The 15,119-nt window shown below is 60.5% G+C and carries 13 protein-coding genes; 11 read left to right on the forward strand and 2 right to left on the reverse strand.

Annotated elements, in window-relative coordinates:
- The first annotated feature begins 3 nt into the window (after positions 1–3).
- From ACIY1O_RS06500 to ACIY1O_RS06510, 3 genes are read left to right on the forward strand one after another with little or no spacing between them, the layout of a single operon-like run.
- Complete coding sequence (locus ACIY1O_RS06500; RefSeq protein ID WP_397474278.1) at positions 4–1,410, forward strand: MBOAT family O-acyltransferase; 1,407 nt, start codon at positions 4–6, stop codon at positions 1,408–1,410.
- Positions 1,411–1,420: 10 nt separating this feature from the next.
- The gene (locus ACIY1O_RS06505; protein WP_397474279.1) at positions 1,421–2,653 is read left to right on the forward strand and encodes an alginate O-acetyltransferase AlgX-related protein; all 1,233 of its coding nucleotides are present in this window, start codon (positions 1,421–1,423) and stop codon (positions 2,651–2,653) included.
- Between the two features lie 54 nt (positions 2,654–2,707).
- Positions 2,708–3,379, forward strand: a complete 672-nt coding sequence (locus ACIY1O_RS06510; protein WP_397474280.1) for an SGNH/GDSL hydrolase family protein — start codon at positions 2,708–2,710, stop codon at positions 3,377–3,379.
- 36 nt (positions 3,380–3,415) lie between these two features.
- Here the strand turns inward: ACIY1O_RS06510 and ACIY1O_RS06515 are convergent, their stop codons facing one another.
- Positions 3,416–4,279, reverse strand: a complete 864-nt coding sequence (locus ACIY1O_RS06515) for a polysaccharide deacetylase family protein (protein ID WP_397474281.1) — start codon at positions 4,277–4,279, stop codon at positions 3,416–3,418.
- Positions 4,280–4,708: 429 nt separating this feature from the next.
- On the opposite strand from ACIY1O_RS06515, the gene ACIY1O_RS06520 reads away from it, so the two are divergent.
- From ACIY1O_RS06520 to pssA, 5 genes are all read left to right on the forward strand, one after another.
- Complete coding sequence (locus tag ACIY1O_RS06520; protein WP_397474282.1) at positions 4,709–6,430, forward strand: acetolactate synthase 3 catalytic subunit; 1,722 nt, start codon at positions 4,709–4,711, stop codon at positions 6,428–6,430.
- Positions 6,431–6,446: 16 nt separating this feature from the next.
- The gene (gene ilvN, locus ACIY1O_RS06525) at positions 6,447–6,938 is read left to right on the forward strand and encodes an acetolactate synthase small subunit (protein WP_397474283.1); all 492 of its coding nucleotides are present in this window, start codon (positions 6,447–6,449) and stop codon (positions 6,936–6,938) included.
- Between the two features lie 118 nt (positions 6,939–7,056).
- On the forward strand, positions 7,057–8,073 hold the full coding sequence (gene ilvC, locus ACIY1O_RS06530; protein WP_397474284.1) for a ketol-acid reductoisomerase: 1,017 nt from the start codon (positions 7,057–7,059) through the stop codon (positions 8,071–8,073).
- A gap of 248 nt (positions 8,074–8,321) precedes the next feature.
- Positions 8,322–8,996 carry a phosphatidylserine decarboxylase gene (locus tag ACIY1O_RS06535; protein WP_397474285.1) on the forward strand — a complete coding sequence of 225 codons (675 nt, stop codon included), beginning with the start codon at positions 8,322–8,324 and terminating at the stop codon, positions 8,994–8,996.
- Between the two features lie 25 nt (positions 8,997–9,021).
- Positions 9,022–9,864, forward strand: a complete 843-nt coding sequence (gene pssA, locus ACIY1O_RS06540; RefSeq protein ID WP_397474286.1) for a CDP-diacylglycerol--serine O-phosphatidyltransferase — start codon at positions 9,022–9,024, stop codon at positions 9,862–9,864.
- Positions 9,865–9,906: 42 nt separating this feature from the next.
- Here the strand turns inward: pssA and ACIY1O_RS06545 are convergent, their stop codons facing one another.
- Positions 9,907–10,428: a hypothetical protein gene (locus tag ACIY1O_RS06545; RefSeq protein ID WP_397474287.1), complete on the reverse strand. Its 522-nt coding sequence runs from the start codon at positions 10,426–10,428 to the stop codon at positions 9,907–9,909.
- 146 nt (positions 10,429–10,574) lie between these two features.
- Between ACIY1O_RS06545 and rpsO the strand changes: the two genes are divergently transcribed.
- From rpsO to bcsG, 3 genes are all read left to right on the forward strand, one after another.
- A complete protein-coding gene (gene rpsO / locus ACIY1O_RS06550) occupies positions 10,575–10,844 on the forward strand; it encodes a 30S ribosomal protein S15 (RefSeq protein ID WP_017522651.1) in 270 nt (89 codons plus the stop codon).
- A gap of 92 nt (positions 10,845–10,936) precedes the next feature.
- Positions 10,937–13,087, forward strand: coding sequence for a polyribonucleotide nucleotidyltransferase (pnp, locus tag ACIY1O_RS06555; protein ID WP_397474288.1), 2,151 nt, complete (start codon positions 10,937–10,939; stop codon positions 13,085–13,087).
- A 294-nt stretch (positions 13,088–13,381) separates the two neighbouring features.
- Positions 13,382–15,019, forward strand: a complete 1,638-nt coding sequence (gene bcsG, locus ACIY1O_RS06560) for a cellulose biosynthesis protein BcsG (RefSeq protein WP_397474289.1) — start codon at positions 13,382–13,384, stop codon at positions 15,017–15,019.
- The last annotated feature ends 100 nt before the right edge of the window (positions 15,020–15,119 follow it).

The following is a 15,119-nucleotide window of genomic DNA, read 5'->3' on the forward strand; positions in this document are numbered from 1 at the left end:
TGCATGATCTTCACTTCGATTGAGTTCCTGACGCTGTTTCTGCCGGCGTTCCTGCTGGTGTATGCGCTGGCGCCCGAAGCGCGGCGCAATGCGGTCCTGCTGGCGGGAAGCTGGGTGTTCTACGGCTGGTGGAGCCCGGCCTTCCTGTTGTTGTTCGTGGGCCTGACGGTGCTGGCCTGGGTCGGAGGGCTGGCGCTGGGCGCCTTGCCCGCGGGGCGCCGGCGCAAGAGCCTGCTGGCCGTCCTGCTGGTCGCCAACGCGGGCACGCTGTTCTGGTTCAAGTATGTCAACATTCTCGTCGAAACCCTGGCCGGGCTGCCGTTCGTCGGGGGCGCCATGCCGGCCGATTGGCAACGCGTGGTCCTGCCCATAGGCTTGTCCTTCATCATCTTGCAGGCCATCTCGTACCTGGTGGACGTGTATCGCGGCGACGTGCGCCCACAGCGCCGCTTCGTCTGGTTCGCGGCCTACCTCGCCATGTTCGGCCAATTGATCGCCGGGCCCATCCTGCGCTACGAATGGGTCGAGCGCGAGCTGGCCAGGCGGCGCTTTACCTGGATGGATTTTTCGGCCGGCGGGCGGCGTTTCATGGTGGGCATGTGCATGAAGGTGCTGGTGGCCGACACCTTGTCGCCGCTGGTCGAAACCGCGTTCGCCGTGCCCGGGCCGAGCTTTCTCGATGCCTGGCTGGCCTGCCTGGCGTATTCTTTGCAGTTGTTCTTCGATTTTGCGGGCTACAGCGCCATGGCCATCGGTCTGGGGCAGATGCTGGGCTTTCATTTTCCCGAGAACTTCAATCACCCGTATCTGGCGCGCAGTATTCAGGATTTCTGGCGGCGCTGGCATATTTCGCTGTCCACCTGGATACGCGATTACCTTTACATCCCGTTCGGTGGCAACCGCAGGGGCGCCGTTCGTACCTACGTCAACCTTGTCCTTGCCATGGCCATCGCCGGCATGTGGCATGGTAGCGACAACTGGAATTTCCTGTTGTGGGGCCTGATGCATGGCGCGGCACTGGCAGTGGCGCGGGCCTGGAGCCGGTCGGAGCTGCCGCCTGTTCCCACCCTGCCGTCCAGGGCGGCCACCCTGGTCTTCGTATGCATGGCGTGGGTGGTTTTCCGCGCGGCGGATTTCGACACGGCATGGTCGTTGTACCTGGGGCAGTTGGGGCTGCGCGGCTGGGCGCTCGGAGACGCGCTGCGGGTGGCGCTGCAGCCTTCTCACCTGGCGGCGATAGGACTGGGGCTTGCCTGCATCGTGGCGCCCTTGTTGCGTGAGCCCGTGCGGCGGCGCATGCCGGTGTGCGTGCTGGCCGCCGCCGACCTGTGGCCCGTGTTCGGCTTCGTGTTCGCGATGGCCTTGGTGGCGAGCCGCAAGGCGGTGCCGTTCCTGTACTTCCAATTCTAAGGAGAACGATGTGGCGTTGGCTGATCCCGTGCAATCGTTCAACCAGCCTTCGCGGGTGGCCAGGGCCGTGGCGGGCTGCGCCTTCATCGCCGCCATGCTTGCCGGCGCGGCGTCGATCGTATGGAGCATGGCGGCCGGCCGGATAAGCCTGGCTTCCGACGCATGGACGCGCAGTTCGATCATGAGCGGCGAAACGGCCCGGGGCCTGGCGGCCGAACTGGCGCGGACGCCGCTGCCCGTTGCGCTTGCGGATGCCGAAAGAGCGGCTTCATGGCTGGTGGCGGGTTCGCTCGGGCCGCGCGTGCGGCGCGGCTGCGACCCGTGGCTATTCCTGAATGACGAGCTGGCGGTCCACCTTGATGCCGGGCGCAACGCCCAGGAGCGCCTGGCGGCCGTCGCGCTGGTGCGCGAGCTGCTGCGCCGCCGGGGCGCCGAACTGGTGGTGGCCACCGTGCCGGATAAAAGCCGTGTGCAGCACGAGCAGCTTTGCGGGCTGTACCGGCCGGTTTCCTCGGCCGATCGCCTCAGCCAATGGGAGGCGGGACTGGCGCGGCACGGCATCCCGCAGGCCGCCTTGCTGCCCGCGCTCGATGAGGTCAAGCGCGGCGGCGAAGCCCAGCCTTTTCTCACGATCGATACGCATTGGACCGAAGCCGGCGCGCGCGCCGCGGCGGACGCCCTGGCTCGGGTGGTCCGCCAAGCCGGCCTGGCCCTGACTCCTCATCAGCAATACCGGCTCGAGCCGGGCGAGCCGCGCGACCGGCAAGGCGACCTGCTGCGGCTGGCTGGCGTCGATTGGCTGCCTGCGTCGCTGTTGCCGCCTCCCGACAGGGTGGCGACCGTGCGACTCAGCCCGCTGGCGCCGGATCAGCAGGGCGCGTCGCCCCATTCCGATGATGCTTCGGCGTCCGCCGCCGCGGGCGATGCCGCCGATGATTTGTTCGGCGATGCCAGCCTGCCCACGGTGGCGTTGATCGGCACCTCGTATTCGCGCACGTCTTCCTTTGTGCCGTTTCTGGAGGCGGCTTTGAGCACGCCGGTGCCCAGCTTCGCCCAGGACGGCGGCGACTTCTGGGGCGCGGCGAAAACCTACCTGGCGTCTGCCGAGTTTCGCGAGACGCCGCCGCGGCTGGTGATCTGGGAGATGCCCGAGCGCGTCCTGCAGATGCCCCTCGCGCCGGAAGAGAAGGCATGGATGCAGGGGCTGAAGGCCCCTGCCCGTAACGACCGAACGATCGATTAATATAGTTCAACGATTCCGTATGGAACCATACGTCAACGACAAGGAGCACCGGATATGGCATCGGCGGCAGCGGCATTGGCAGGCCTTAGTTTTCTCGTTATCGGCGAAAGCCACATGTTGTACGAACTGCCTGAATCCCTTCATGCGGACCTGAGCGCCCAGGGGGCGGCCTACGTGCATTCAGTGGGCGCCTGCGGGGCGAGCGCCATCGACTGGGTCAAGCCCAGGCAGGTGGATTGCGGCCAGGAGAAAAAGGGCAAGGAGCCGGCCAGCATCAACAAGTCGGGCATGCAGACGCAGGCCATCAAGCAATTGATCGCCGCGGACAAGCCCGATGTGGTGGTCCTGATCATCGGCGACACGATGGGCTCTTACGACAACGAGACCTTTCCCAAGGCCTGGGCTTGGCAGGGGGTGTCCAGCCTGACCAAGGAAATCGCCGGCGCCGGCGCCGCCTGCGTCTGGGTGGGGCCGGCCTATGGCCGCGCGGGCGGCAAATACAACAAGCGCGATGATCGGGTCGAGCGGATCAGCCGCTTCCTGTCCACCAACGTCAATCCCTGCGTGTATATCGACTCGCTCAAGTTCGCCAATCCAGGTCAATGGCGAACGTTCGACGGGCAGCACTTTGCGGCCGACGGCTATGCGGCGTGGAGCAAGGCCATCGTGAGCGAGGTCTCGCAGTTGCCCATGATCGAGGAACTCAAGAAAAAGAAGGCCCCATGACAAGCCGGAACGGCCTGGGCGGTGGAAACACCGGGTTCAACGACAGGTTGGGACGGGCAGCGTAAGGGTGGTTCCGCCGGGACCGGAATGGCTGCGCTGATAGATCGGATCCGCCAGCGCCTGCGATGGGTCAATGAAGGTCCAGCCGGCGGCTTTCAGTTCTTGCAGCAGTTCGGGCAGCGCGGCCGCGTTCAACTGGGTGGTATGCAGCAGAAGCACGTGGGCCGGGCTGCGCTTGAGCCGCTGCGTCCAGCGGCTGTCTTGCGCCCGCGCCTGCGCCAATAGCTGCCTGACGTAATCCTGCCGCAACGCATCCGCCTGGGCGGGCGTGCCTGTTTGCAGCAGATTCAGGTATTGCTTTTCCCATTGCCAGTCAGGCATGGAGACAGTCGTCGCTGCCACGCCATAGCCGTGTCCGGCAAGCCATGCCATGACCTGGTCGTGCTGGGCGGGGGTGCCGCCTTCGTCCAGGTAGGGGAAGCGCAGTCTTGGGCACCAGCCGGGCAGGACCCGCAGCAGATCGTGGGCGCGCTGCACGTCGGCCAGGTATTGCGTCGTGTCCGAATGGCTCAAGGCTTCGTGGCTGTAGGTGTGATTGCCGATGGCATGGCCGTTCTCGCCCCAGGCGCGCACCAGGGCGAGATTGGCGGGATCGCCCAGGGCCACCCCCGACGGAAAGAGTATGGCGCGCACCGCGTGCCGCTTCAGTGTGTCGAGCATCGCCGCGTTGTCCGACACGGCCCTCGGCCCGCTGCTTGCGACGTCGAATCCGTCGTCGAAGGTGAAGGCGATGCTTTGCGCCCAACACGCGCCGGCCTGTGCGGCAAGCAGCAAGGCGCCGGCAAGCCAAAGGGAGCCTACGCGGTGCAGCGAGCGGCGGGGTGTAGGGGCGAAGGTCATGGTCTAGGAATTATACGTTCCGGCTTCGAACCGCTTCGTCGGTTTGCCGCGACATTTTCCGCTTTTGGGAGCCTGGCCGATTGCCTTGTCTTGTGCAATGCAGTAAAGTTGTGTACTTGGCCGAGCGTATTATCCTCAGCTCGGTCCTATGGGCACTATCGTTCGGGCCATCCGCCCGTTTTTTGCGCCTTTATCATTTAGCCAAGGGCCGCGTCACAAGCGTGTGTCGCCGTGGCATCCGTTTCTACCTCTTGCGTTCACCATGAACGCTCGTACGGTGTTTCGACGAGTGGGCATCGGTACGGCACGGTATCTGGGTGGAGTGGTTCCGTGAACCATCAAGCCTCAGAGCATCATGCCGCGTCCGGCGCAGCTCGGGCCTGTTTAGGCCAGTCGAGGCTCCCGTACCGGTTACGAAAGGACTACAACATGGAAATCAATGGCGCCGACATCGTCGTACGATGCCTGGCCGAACAGGGAGTGGAGCACGTTTTTGGCTACCCTGGCGGCGCAGTGCTGTACATCTACGATGCTATCTACCAACAAGATTCATTCAAACATATTCTCGTTCGCCACGAGCAGGCAGCTGTGCACGCCGCCGACGCGTACTCGCGCTCGTCGAACAAGGTCGGGGTGGCCCTGGTCACCAGCGGCCCGGGGCTGACCAACGCCGTTACCGGCATCGCCACCGCTTACATGGATTCCATCCCCATGGTCATCCTGAGCGGCCAGGTGCCCACGACCGCAATCGGCTCTGACGCCTTCCAGGAGTGCGACACGGTCGGCATCACCCGCCCCTGCGTCAAGCACAACTTCCTGGTGCGCGACATCAAGGACCTGGCCGAAACCATGCGCCGAGCTTTCTATATCGCGCAAACAGGCCGGCCCGGCCCGGTGCTGGTCGACATTCCCAAAGACATCACCGTCGCCAAATACAAATTCACCGCCAAGAAGGGCGAAGTGTCGATGCGTTCGTACACGCCCGTCGTCAAGGGGCATCACGGTCAGATCAAGAAGGCCGTCCAGATGCTGCTGGCGGCCGAGCGCCCCATGATCTACTCGGGCGGCGGCGTGATTTTGTCCGACGCGGCCGAAGAGCTGCGTCAGCTTGTCGAGCTGGTGGGCGCGCCTTGCACCAACACATTGATGGGTCTGGGCGGTTTTCCCGCCGATGACGCTCGCTTTGTCGGCATGCCCGGCATGCACGGCACCTACGAGGCCAATATGGCCATGCAGAACTGCGACGTACTGGTCGCCGTGGGTGCGCGCTTTGACGACCGGGTCATTGGCAATCCGCGCCACTTTGCGCAAAACCAGCGCAAGATCATCCACATTGATATCGACCCGTCTTCGATCTCCAAGCGCGTGCGCGTCGACGTGCCCATCGTGGGCAATGTCAAAGACGTGCTGCAAGATCTCAACGCCCTGTACATGCAGGCGGCGGTGGAAACCGAGCCGAACAAGGCCGCTTTGGCCAAGTGGTGGCAGCAGGTCGAGACATGGCGCGGGAAAAAATGTCTTGAATACGCAGGTTCCGACACTCTCATCAAGCCTCAATACGTGGTCGAGAAGCTGTGGGAAGTAACCGGCGGCAACGCCTTCGTAACCTCAGACGTGGGCCAGCACCAAATGTGGGCGGCCCAGTATTACCGCTTCAATCAGCCGCGCCGCTGGATCAATTCGGGTGGCCTGGGCACGATGGGCGTGGGCCTGCCGTACGCGATGGGTGTGCAGATGGCCCACCCGGAGGCCGATGTGGCCGTCATTACCGGCGAAGGCTCCATACAGATGAACATCCAAGAGCTCTCTACTTGCAAGCAATATCATCTGTCGCCGAAGATTGTGTGCCTCAACAACCGTTACCTGGGCATGGTGCGCCAATGGCAGCAGATCGACTACGGTTCGCGGTATTCAGAATCGTACGTTGACGCGCTGCCCGACTTCGTCAAGCTGGCCGAAAGCTACGGCCACGTGGGGCTTCGTATCGAGAATCCTGCCGATGTCGAGCCCGCCTTGCGCGAGGCGTTCGGCAAACACAAGGACCGGCTGGTGTTTCTGGACTTCATCACCGACCAGACCGAGAACGTGTGGCCCATGGTCAAAGCCGGCCGCGGGCTAACCGAAATGCTGCTCGGCGCTGAAGATCTATAAGGATAAGGACAGAACAATGAAACATGTGATTTCCATCCTTCTGGAGAACGAGCCTGGCGCATTGTCGCGCGTGGTCGGCCTGTTTTCGGCGCGCGCCTACAATATCGAAACGCTTACCGTGGCGCCCACCGAAGACACCACACTTTCGCGCATGACGATCGTCACCGAAGGTTCCGAAGACGTCATCGAACAGATTACCAAGCACCTTAATCGCCTTATCGACGTGGTCAAGGTGGTCGACTTGTCCGAAGGCGCGCACATCGAGCGCGAGCTGATGATGGTCAAGGTAAGGGCGGTGGGCAAAGAGCGCGACGAGCTCAAGCGCATGGCCGACATTTTCCGCGGCCGCATCATCGACGTGACCGACAAGGCCTACACCATCGAGCTTACGGGCGACCAGGGAAAAATCGAAGCATTTTTAGGTGCGCTTGACCGCAGCGCCATCCTTGAAACCGTGCGTACCGGCGTCTCTGGTATTGGCCGCGGCGAACGCGTTTTGAAATTGTAATTAAAATCGTGGGTTCGGCGGCGGTATACAGCCCGAACTCTATTCTCGGATTCATTCATCCAATCTGGGCCGGATTTGTCCGGCCCACTATAAATTTGCTTAGTTTGGAGCACTATCAATGAAAGTTTTCTACGACAAAGACTGCGACCTGTCCCTGATCAAGGGCAAGACGGTTGCCATCATCGGCTACGGTTCGCAGGGTCATGCGCATGCACTCAACCTGCATGAGTCGGGCGTCAACGTTACCGTCGGCTTGCGCAAGGGTGGTGCTTCGTGGAGCAAGGCCGAGAATGCCGGCCTGAAGGTGCAGGAAGTGGCAGAGGCCGTCAAGTCGGCCGACGTGGTCATGATCCTGTTGCCCGACGAGAGCATTGCCAAGGTGTATCGCGATCACGTCGAGGCTAATTTGAAGCCCGGCGCAGCGCTGGCCTTCGCCCACGGCTTCAACGTGCATTACGGCCAGGTCCAGCCCCGCGCCGACGTCGACGTCATCATGGTGGCTCCGAAGGCGCCTGGCCACACCGTTCGCGGCACCTATAGCCAAGGCGGCGGCGTGCCACACCTGATCGCCGTCCATCAAGACGTGTCCGGCAAGGCACGCGACCTGGCGCTCTCGTACGCCATGGCCAACGGCGGCGGCCGCGCCGGCATCATCGAGACCAACTTCCGCGAAGAAACCGAAACTGACCTGTTCGGCGAGCAGGCCGTGCTGTGCGGCGGTACCGTCGAGCTGATCAAGGCGGGTTTCGAAACCCTGGTCGACGCCGGCTATGCGCCCGAAATGGCCTACTTCGAGTGTCTGCATGAGCTCAAACTGATTGTCGACCTTATCTACGAGGGCGGCATTGCAAACATGAACTACTCCATCTCGAACAACGCCGAGTATGGCGAGTACGTGACGGGCCCTCGCATTGTCACCGACGAGACCAAGAAAGCCATGCGCGAAGTGCTGGCTGACATTCAGTCAGGCGAGTATGCCAAGAACTTCATCCTTGAAAACGCCGCCGGCGCCCCCAGCATCACGTCGCGTCGCCGCCTGAACGCCGAGTCGCAGATCGAGCAGGTCGGCAGCCAACTGCGCGGCATGATGCCCTGGATCGCCGCGAACAAGCTCGTCGACCAGAGCAAGAACTAATCGATATTTTCGATCGTTCTTTAAACACCCTGCACGCCGAAGCAATGTTTCGGCCCGTGCGGGGTGTTTTTTTACCGCCGGGCCGCCCCAAGGTAAAAAAGCCCCCTCGGGGGGCAGCAAGCCGAAGGCGCAGCGTGGGGGTATCACCACCGCCGGGCCGCCCCAAGGTAAAAAAGCCCCCTCGGGGGGCAGCAAGCCGAAGGCGCAGCGTGGGGGTATTATCGGTGTTTTCAGTTATTCTTAGCACGATGAATAAACCTTCTTATCCACATCCCATCATTGCGCGCGAAGGCTGGCCGTTCCTGGCAGGCATCGTCATCATTTCGATCATTGTCACATTCTGGTTCGGGTGGGCCAGCGTACCGTTGTGGCTGTTGTCGATCTTCGTGTTGCAGTTTTTTCGGGACCCTGCCCGCGTGGCCCCCGACGGCGAGCTTAATGTGCTTAGCCCGGCCGACGGCCGCATCGTGGTCGTGCAAGAAACTCAAGACCCGTATCATGGTAATCGCGATGCTCTTAAAATCAGCGTTTTCATGAACGTATTCAATGTCCACTCGAACCGCTCACCGGTCGACGCCGAGGTGCTGGCCACTGAGTATTTCGGCGGCAAGTTCTTCAATGCGGCGCTGGACAAGGCCTCGCTTGAAAACGAACGCAACGCCATGGTGTTGCGTACCAAACAAGGCCATATCGTTACCGCTGTGCAGGTGGCGGGCCTGGTGGCCAAGCGCATTCTTTGTTATGCCAAGGCCGGCGATGTCCTGCATCATGGGCAGCGCTACGGCTTTATTCGTTTTGGCTCGAGGGTTGACGTGTACCTGCCCATGGGTTCGCGGCCCCGAGTTGCCATCGGTGACAAGGTAAGTGCCACCAGCACGGTTCTTGCCGAGTTGCCGCCGATTGAATCCGATCCGGGCGCTTGACCCCACAGCGCGAAGGAAAGACAACATGCCAAACTTTTCAGAAGAAAGCAGGCGCCGGCGCAGTATTTATCTGCTCCCCAACGTCTTTACCACAGCAAACCTCTTTGCCGGCTTCTATGCCGTAGTGCAAGCCATCAACGGCCGCTTCGAGATCGCGGCCATTGCGATTTTCGTGGCCATGATTTTCGATGGCATGGATGGCCGGGTGGCGCGCCTTACCAATACCCAGTCCGCGTTTGGAGAACAGTACGATTCACTCTCCGACATGACCTCCTTCGGCATTGCCCCGGCGCTGGTCATGTACCAGTGGGTTTTGCAAGACCTTGGCCGTTGGGGCTGGCTGGCGGCTTTCATCTACGTGGTGGGGGCGGCATTGCGGCTTGCTCGATTCAACACCAATATCGCGGTGGTCGACAAACGTTTCTTCCAGGGCCTGCCCAGTCCGGCGGCGGCGGCCTTGCTGGCCGGCTTCATCTGGGTGGCCATCGACAACCGCCTGCAGTTCGGTTCGGCCACCATTTCATGGCTTGCGTTCGTCATCACGGTGTACGCGGGCATCGCCATGGTCACCAACACGCCTTTTTACAGCGGCAAGTCGTTTGCTCTGGGCCACAGTGTTCCCTTCTGGGTGATGCTGGTGCTGGTGGCCGTATTTGTTTTCGTATCAAGCGACCCGCCGCTGATGCTGTTCGGCCTGTTCATGATCTACGGCTTGTCGGGTTGGGGCATCATGTTGTGGCGCTGGCGGCGCGCGCGTCAGCTAAGCCGCATGCGCCAAGAGGGCGCGGGCGAGGCTGCGGCAAGCGCCGATCCGGCGCCCCATACCATCGATGCTACACGTGGCGATGACCCCGATCACCGTCCATAGTAACGACGGCGCCCGAAAGAGCCCACGTGCAAGAACGTGGAACTAGAAAAAAGGCAGGAAACGGTCGGGGTCATGCATGGGGTCGGGGCCGGGATGGAAGCGCGTCACTTGCTTGCCGTCGGGGCCCATGTATACGTACATCAGCGAGTTCCATACGCCGCTTTGCAAGTAGCGGTAGCTCCATACAACCTGGCGTACCGAGGGCAAGCCCACGGCGTCGATTTCGGCGGGCGGGCCAAACTCGCACAGCACCTGCTCGTCTGTCCAGTTTCCCTGGCTTAGTACGGCAAAGTGCTGATCGGTGAGTAACTGAGTAACTTCGCCGACTCGTCCCTGAGCATCGACGTTGGCCCCCCAGGCGAACTGGCCAAAGGGCTGGCGGCTCCAGATGACCCGCTGGCCGCCGCCGGGCAGCGGGCATGAATAATTATGGCGGCCGAACTGCGATTCAACCTGCGCAAGCGGTGTGCCGGGCGGTACGCTGGTCATCGAGGCGCAGCCATAAAGCAGGGCGAGGGGCAGTAGGGCGGCCAGGCAGGCACGGCGCAAGAAGGAAGGAATCATGACGTGCACCAAATCCGTTATAATGCTGGAATCGTAAGATTACCGCATGCTCCAACGGCATGCTGTGACCCTTTCGATGCAAATGTATATTGTTAATCAATCACGTCCGGGCACCTCGGCCCTGACGCATGTTTACGAGGCTATAAATGTCTGTTGCTGACATAAAAAAATCCGATATCGTTGCGCAATTTCAGCGCGCTCAAGGCGATACCGGTTCCCCCGAAGTGCAAGTTGCCCTGCTTACGGCGCGCATCAACGAACTTACCGGTCACTTCAAAGCTCACATGAAAGACCATCATTCGCGCCGCGGGTTGCTGCGCATGGTCAGCCGTCGCCGCAAGTTGCTTGATTACCTCAAAGGCCGTAACCCCGACGCATATCGCGCTCTGATCGAAAAGCTCGGTCTGCGTAAGTGATACCCGGGGCAGGCACCCCACTATGTACGACCGTGCACACTGCGACCATCGTCGCCGTGTGCACGGTTTTTTTATTGTAAGGAAAATCCGTAATGTTTAATAAAGTGACCAAAACTTTTCAGTATGGTCAACATACGGTGGTTCTCGAAACCGGCGAAATTGCGCGCCAAGCGTCAGGCGCAGTGCTGGCTTCGATCGGAGACACCGTCGTATTGGCCACTGTAGTGGCGGCAAAGCAGGCCAAACCAGGGCAAGATTTTTTCCCCCTTACTGTTGATTACGTTGAAAAAACCTACGCGGCCGGCCGAATTCCGGGCGGCTTCTTCAAGCGCGAAGGCAGGCCTTCCGAAAAAGAAACGCTTACCTCCCGTCTAATCGATCGTCCGTTGCGCCCGCTGTTCCCCGAGGGCTTCTACAACGAAGTCCAGGTCATCATCCATACTGTGTCGGTCGATCCTGAAATCGATTCCGATATCGCCGCCATGATCGGCGCCTCGGCTGCGCTGGCCATTTCGGGCATTCCCTTCAACGGCCCCATCGGCGCCGCGCGGGTCGGCTACCTGAACGGCGAGTACGTGCTCAATCCCTTGTCCAGCCAGCTTAAAGAATCGCAGCTGAACTTGGTCGTGGCCGGAACCGAGGCCGCCGTGCTGATGGTCGAGTCGGAAGCGAACGAGCTGTCTGAAGAAGTGATGCTGGGCGGTGTGGTGTTCGGCCACGAGCAGATGCAGGCCGCCATCAACGCCATCCACGAATTGGTTGCCGAAGCGGGCAAGCCCGAATGGGATTGGCAGCCCGCGCCCAAGAACGAGGCCCTGCACACCGCTGTAAAAGCCGCCGCGCAAGAAGGCCTGCAAGCGGCCTACAGTGTTCGCCAGAAGCAGCAACGTACGGCGCAACTGCGTGATGTCTATACCGACGTCAAGGCCAAGATGCTCGAGCACGCCACAGCGCGTGGCGAAGCCGCTCCCGACAACGTCGAGATCGAGAACATCCTGTTCGATATCGAATCGCAGATCGTTCGCAGCCAGATTCTTAGCGGCGAGCCGCGTATTGACGGCCGCGATACCCGCACGGTTCGCCCGATCAGCATCCGCTTGGGCGTGCTGCCTCGTGCGCACGGCAGCGCCCTGTTCACCCGTGGCGAAACCCAAGCTTTGGTGGTAGCCACGCTGGGTACAAAACAAGACGAGCAGATCATTGATTCCATCATGGGCGAGTATCGCGATCGCTTCATGCTGCACTATAACTTTCCGCCGTTCTCCACCGGTGAAACCGGTCGCTTTGGTGTGCCCAAGCGCCGCGAAATCGGCCATGGCCGCCTGGCCAAGCGTGCGCTTATCGCGCTGTTGCCCGAACCCCAAGATTTCCAGTACACCATTCGTGTCGTTTCCGAAATCACCGAGTCGAACGGCTCGTCGTCGATGGCTTCGGTTTGCGGAAGCTCGCTGGCCATGATGGACGCCGGCGTGCCCATCAAGGATCACGTGGCCGGTGTGGCCATGGGTCTTATCAAGGAAGGCGCCAAGTTTGCAGTGCTTACCGACATCTTGGGCGATGAAGATCACCTGGGCGACATGGATTTCAAGGTTGCCGGTACTGAAAACGGCATCACCGCCCTGCAGATGGATATCAAGATTCAGGGCATCACCAAAGAGATCATGCAAGTTGCGCTGGCCCAGGCCCGCGAAGGCCGCCTGCACATTCTGAACGAGATGCGCACGGCGCTCGAGGGCTCGCGCACCGAGCTATCCGAGTTCGCCCCCCGCATGCTAACCGTCAAGATCAACCCCGAAAAGATCCGTGACGTGATCGGCAAAGGCGGCGCCACTATACGTGCCCTTACCGAAGAAACCGGCACCCAGATCGACATTGGCGACGATGGCCTCATCACCATCGCCAGCGCCGACCTGGACAAGGCTCGCGACGCCGAGCGACGCATCAAGGAACTTACCGCCGACGTCGAGGTGGGCCAAGAGTACGAAGGCCCTGTGCTGCGTTTGCTGGATTTCGGCGCCATCGTCCAGGTGCTGCCCGGTCGCGACGGCTTGCTGCACATTTCCGAGATCGCCAACTACCGCATCAACAACATCAACGATGTCTTGAAGGTGGGTCAGGTGGTGCGCATCAAGGTTATTGAAGCTGACGACAAAGGCCGTCTGCGCCTGTCCATGAAGGTGATCGGCGGCATTGAGGCACAGGGTGGGCCCACTTCGGCGCCCGTAGCTGCGCCCGAAGCCTGATCGCTTTGCGCTGAAAAGGCCGCTCAGGGCCGTCGTTCCTTCACGACGGTCCTGCGCAGCTTGCTTCCTTAAAAACAACCCCTTTGGGCCTGGCCCAAAGGGGTTGTTTTTGTTTTGCCACGTCTAGGGGCCTTGGCGTTTTGGATGAACGCCTTATGCCCTACGACCTACTCCCTAAGCTATACGGCTACCGCTTTATTGATAATTGTTGAAAACTGTCGGATTCAATTACTTTTGGTCTAACCGGAGGGATGTTGCCCTTGGCCTGGTCGTCTGATTTGCTGGAATTTAAACATGACAAGCGATTCCGATGCAGGCGTACGCACCTACTGGCGTGGTTTGGGGCTATGGAATGTTTATTTTATTGCCAAGCTGATCTTGTTTTGGTCCGGCTATTCGAACTTTCATGCCTTTTACAACCTGGTATTTGCGTCGATTCTGCTTTTGCCGTTGCCGCCGTTGAAGCTGCACAGGTTGCGCCACGTTTTGGCCGTGCCCGTCGGCATTGGGCTGTTGTATTACGATTCTTGGCTTCCGCCTTTTCGCCGACTGCTGGAGCAGCCTGAAGTACTGCAGTTTTCCGCACCCTATCTTCTAGAGCTGTTGAACCGTTTCATTAATTGGAACATGATCGGTGCCGGAGTCCTGGTGCTTGTCGCGTGCCTGTTTTTGTCGCAATGGATACGAGTAACTGTCTTGAGCGTGAGTGCACTGGTAATTTGCGCAATTCCCGACGGCTATGGAGGGCGTGAGCTTCTGCAGAACCTGCATGCAGAGTATTCGACCGGCATCGACGTGCACGCAAGAACCACCCTTGTCGACGGACCAATCCAGACCGTTCCCGCAGAACCGAAAAAATCGATAACAGACACGCTTAACGCAGATTTGTCTGCCTTTTACGAGGCCGAGGCCACACGAACCGCGGCGTTCGCTACTCCCGCCGAAACAGTCGATTTCGACATTGTTTTCTTGAGCATTTGCTCGCTGTCGTGGTCTGACCTGTCCTCGGCACAGCTTGACCAGCATCCGCTGATCAAGAGCATGGATGTCGTTTTTGACGAATTCAACGCGGCAACTTCATATAGCGGCCCCGCAGTACGGCGGCTGCTGAGAGCCAGTTGCGGGCAACCCTCACATTCGGCCTTATACGACAGCTCGCCATCGCAATGCCATCTATTCGAAAATCTCAGGCAACTGGGTTTCCAGACCGAGGCGGTACTGAACCACAATGGAAAGTTTCAGGATTTCATTGGCGATCTGTCGATACATCCGAGCTTGGGCGCGCCGATCATACCGGAAGCGCTGCAGCCCCGGTGGACGGCCTTCGATGGGTCTCCTATCTGGGGCGACCTGGAGACACTGAAATACTGGTGGCAGGCGCGGCAACAGAGCGCGACGCCCACGGCGGTTTTGTACAACTCCGTCACCTTGCACGATGGCAATCGCGAAGCCACGGCGGACGGGGGAGGACGCTCTGCGCCCTATGCGGCTCGCGGCAAGGCTTTGCTGGACGATCTGCATCACTTCATAAAACAACTTGAAAGCAGCGGCCGGCGTGTCATTGTCGTACTCATACCCGAGCACGGCGCTGCGCTGGAGGGCGACGTGATGCAGATCGCCGGCATGCGCGAGATTCCCACACCCAACATTACTCATATACCAGTCGGCTTGAAGCTGATCGGCCATCCAGTAAAAGCGGAGCCCGGCGGCCGACGTGTTTCGGGCGCCACGAGCTATCTCGCCTTGTCCGAGCTATTGGCGCGTTTGGTGCAGCGGCCTGTATTTGAAGAGGCTGTCGACTGGGATGACCTGACGGCGGACCTCCCATTGACTCCGTCCGTGTCAGAGAACTCGGGCACGGTGCTGATGGCTCATAACGGCATACCGTATGTTCGTCTTGGACAGCGGGACTGGATTCAATATCGTCAATGACGGGCAACAAGGCAACAAGGCCATAGGCAATAGGCAATAGAGCAATAGAGCAATAGAGCAATAGAGCAATAGAGCAAGCCGCGCGGGTTTGTGGTTTGCA

This window comes from Pusillimonas sp. (assembly GCF_044464525.1).
In the GTDB taxonomy this organism is placed as follows: Bacteria; Pseudomonadota; Gammaproteobacteria; order Burkholderiales; family Burkholderiaceae_B; genus Pusillimonas.

Bases quoted from the DNA above. Each gene is read 5' to 3' on its own strand.
- ACIY1O_RS06500 (WP_397474278.1), top strand. From the start codon at position 4: ATGATCTTCACTTCGATTGAGTTCCTGACGCTGTTTCTGCCGGCGTTC.
- ACIY1O_RS06510 (WP_397474280.1), top strand. From the start codon at position 2,708: ATGGCATCGGCGGCAGCGGCATTGGCAGGCCTTAGTTTTCTCGTTATC.
- ACIY1O_RS06515 (WP_397474281.1), bottom strand. From the start codon at position 4,279: ATGACCTTCGCCCCTACACCCCGCCGCTCGCTGCACCGCGTAGGCTCC.
- ACIY1O_RS06520 (WP_397474282.1), top strand. From the start codon at position 4,709: ATGGAAATCAATGGCGCCGACATCGTCGTACGATGCCTGGCCGAACAG.
- ilvN (WP_397474283.1), top strand. From the start codon at position 6,447: ATGAAACATGTGATTTCCATCCTTCTGGAGAACGAGCCTGGCGCATTG.
- ilvC (WP_397474284.1), top strand. From the start codon at position 7,057: ATGAAAGTTTTCTACGACAAAGACTGCGACCTGTCCCTGATCAAGGGC.
- ACIY1O_RS06535 (WP_397474285.1), top strand. From the start codon at position 8,322: ATGAATAAACCTTCTTATCCACATCCCATCATTGCGCGCGAAGGCTGG.
- pssA (WP_397474286.1), top strand. From the start codon at position 9,022: ATGCCAAACTTTTCAGAAGAAAGCAGGCGCCGGCGCAGTATTTATCTG.
- ACIY1O_RS06545 (WP_397474287.1), bottom strand. From the start codon at position 10,428: ATGATTCCTTCCTTCTTGCGCCGTGCCTGCCTGGCCGCCCTACTGCCC.
- rpsO (WP_017522651.1), top strand. From the start codon at position 10,575: ATGTCTGTTGCTGACATAAAAAAATCCGATATCGTTGCGCAATTTCAG.
- pnp (WP_397474288.1), top strand. From the start codon at position 10,937: ATGTTTAATAAAGTGACCAAAACTTTTCAGTATGGTCAACATACGGTG.
- bcsG (WP_397474289.1), top strand. From the start codon at position 13,382: ATGACAAGCGATTCCGATGCAGGCGTACGCACCTACTGGCGTGGTTTG.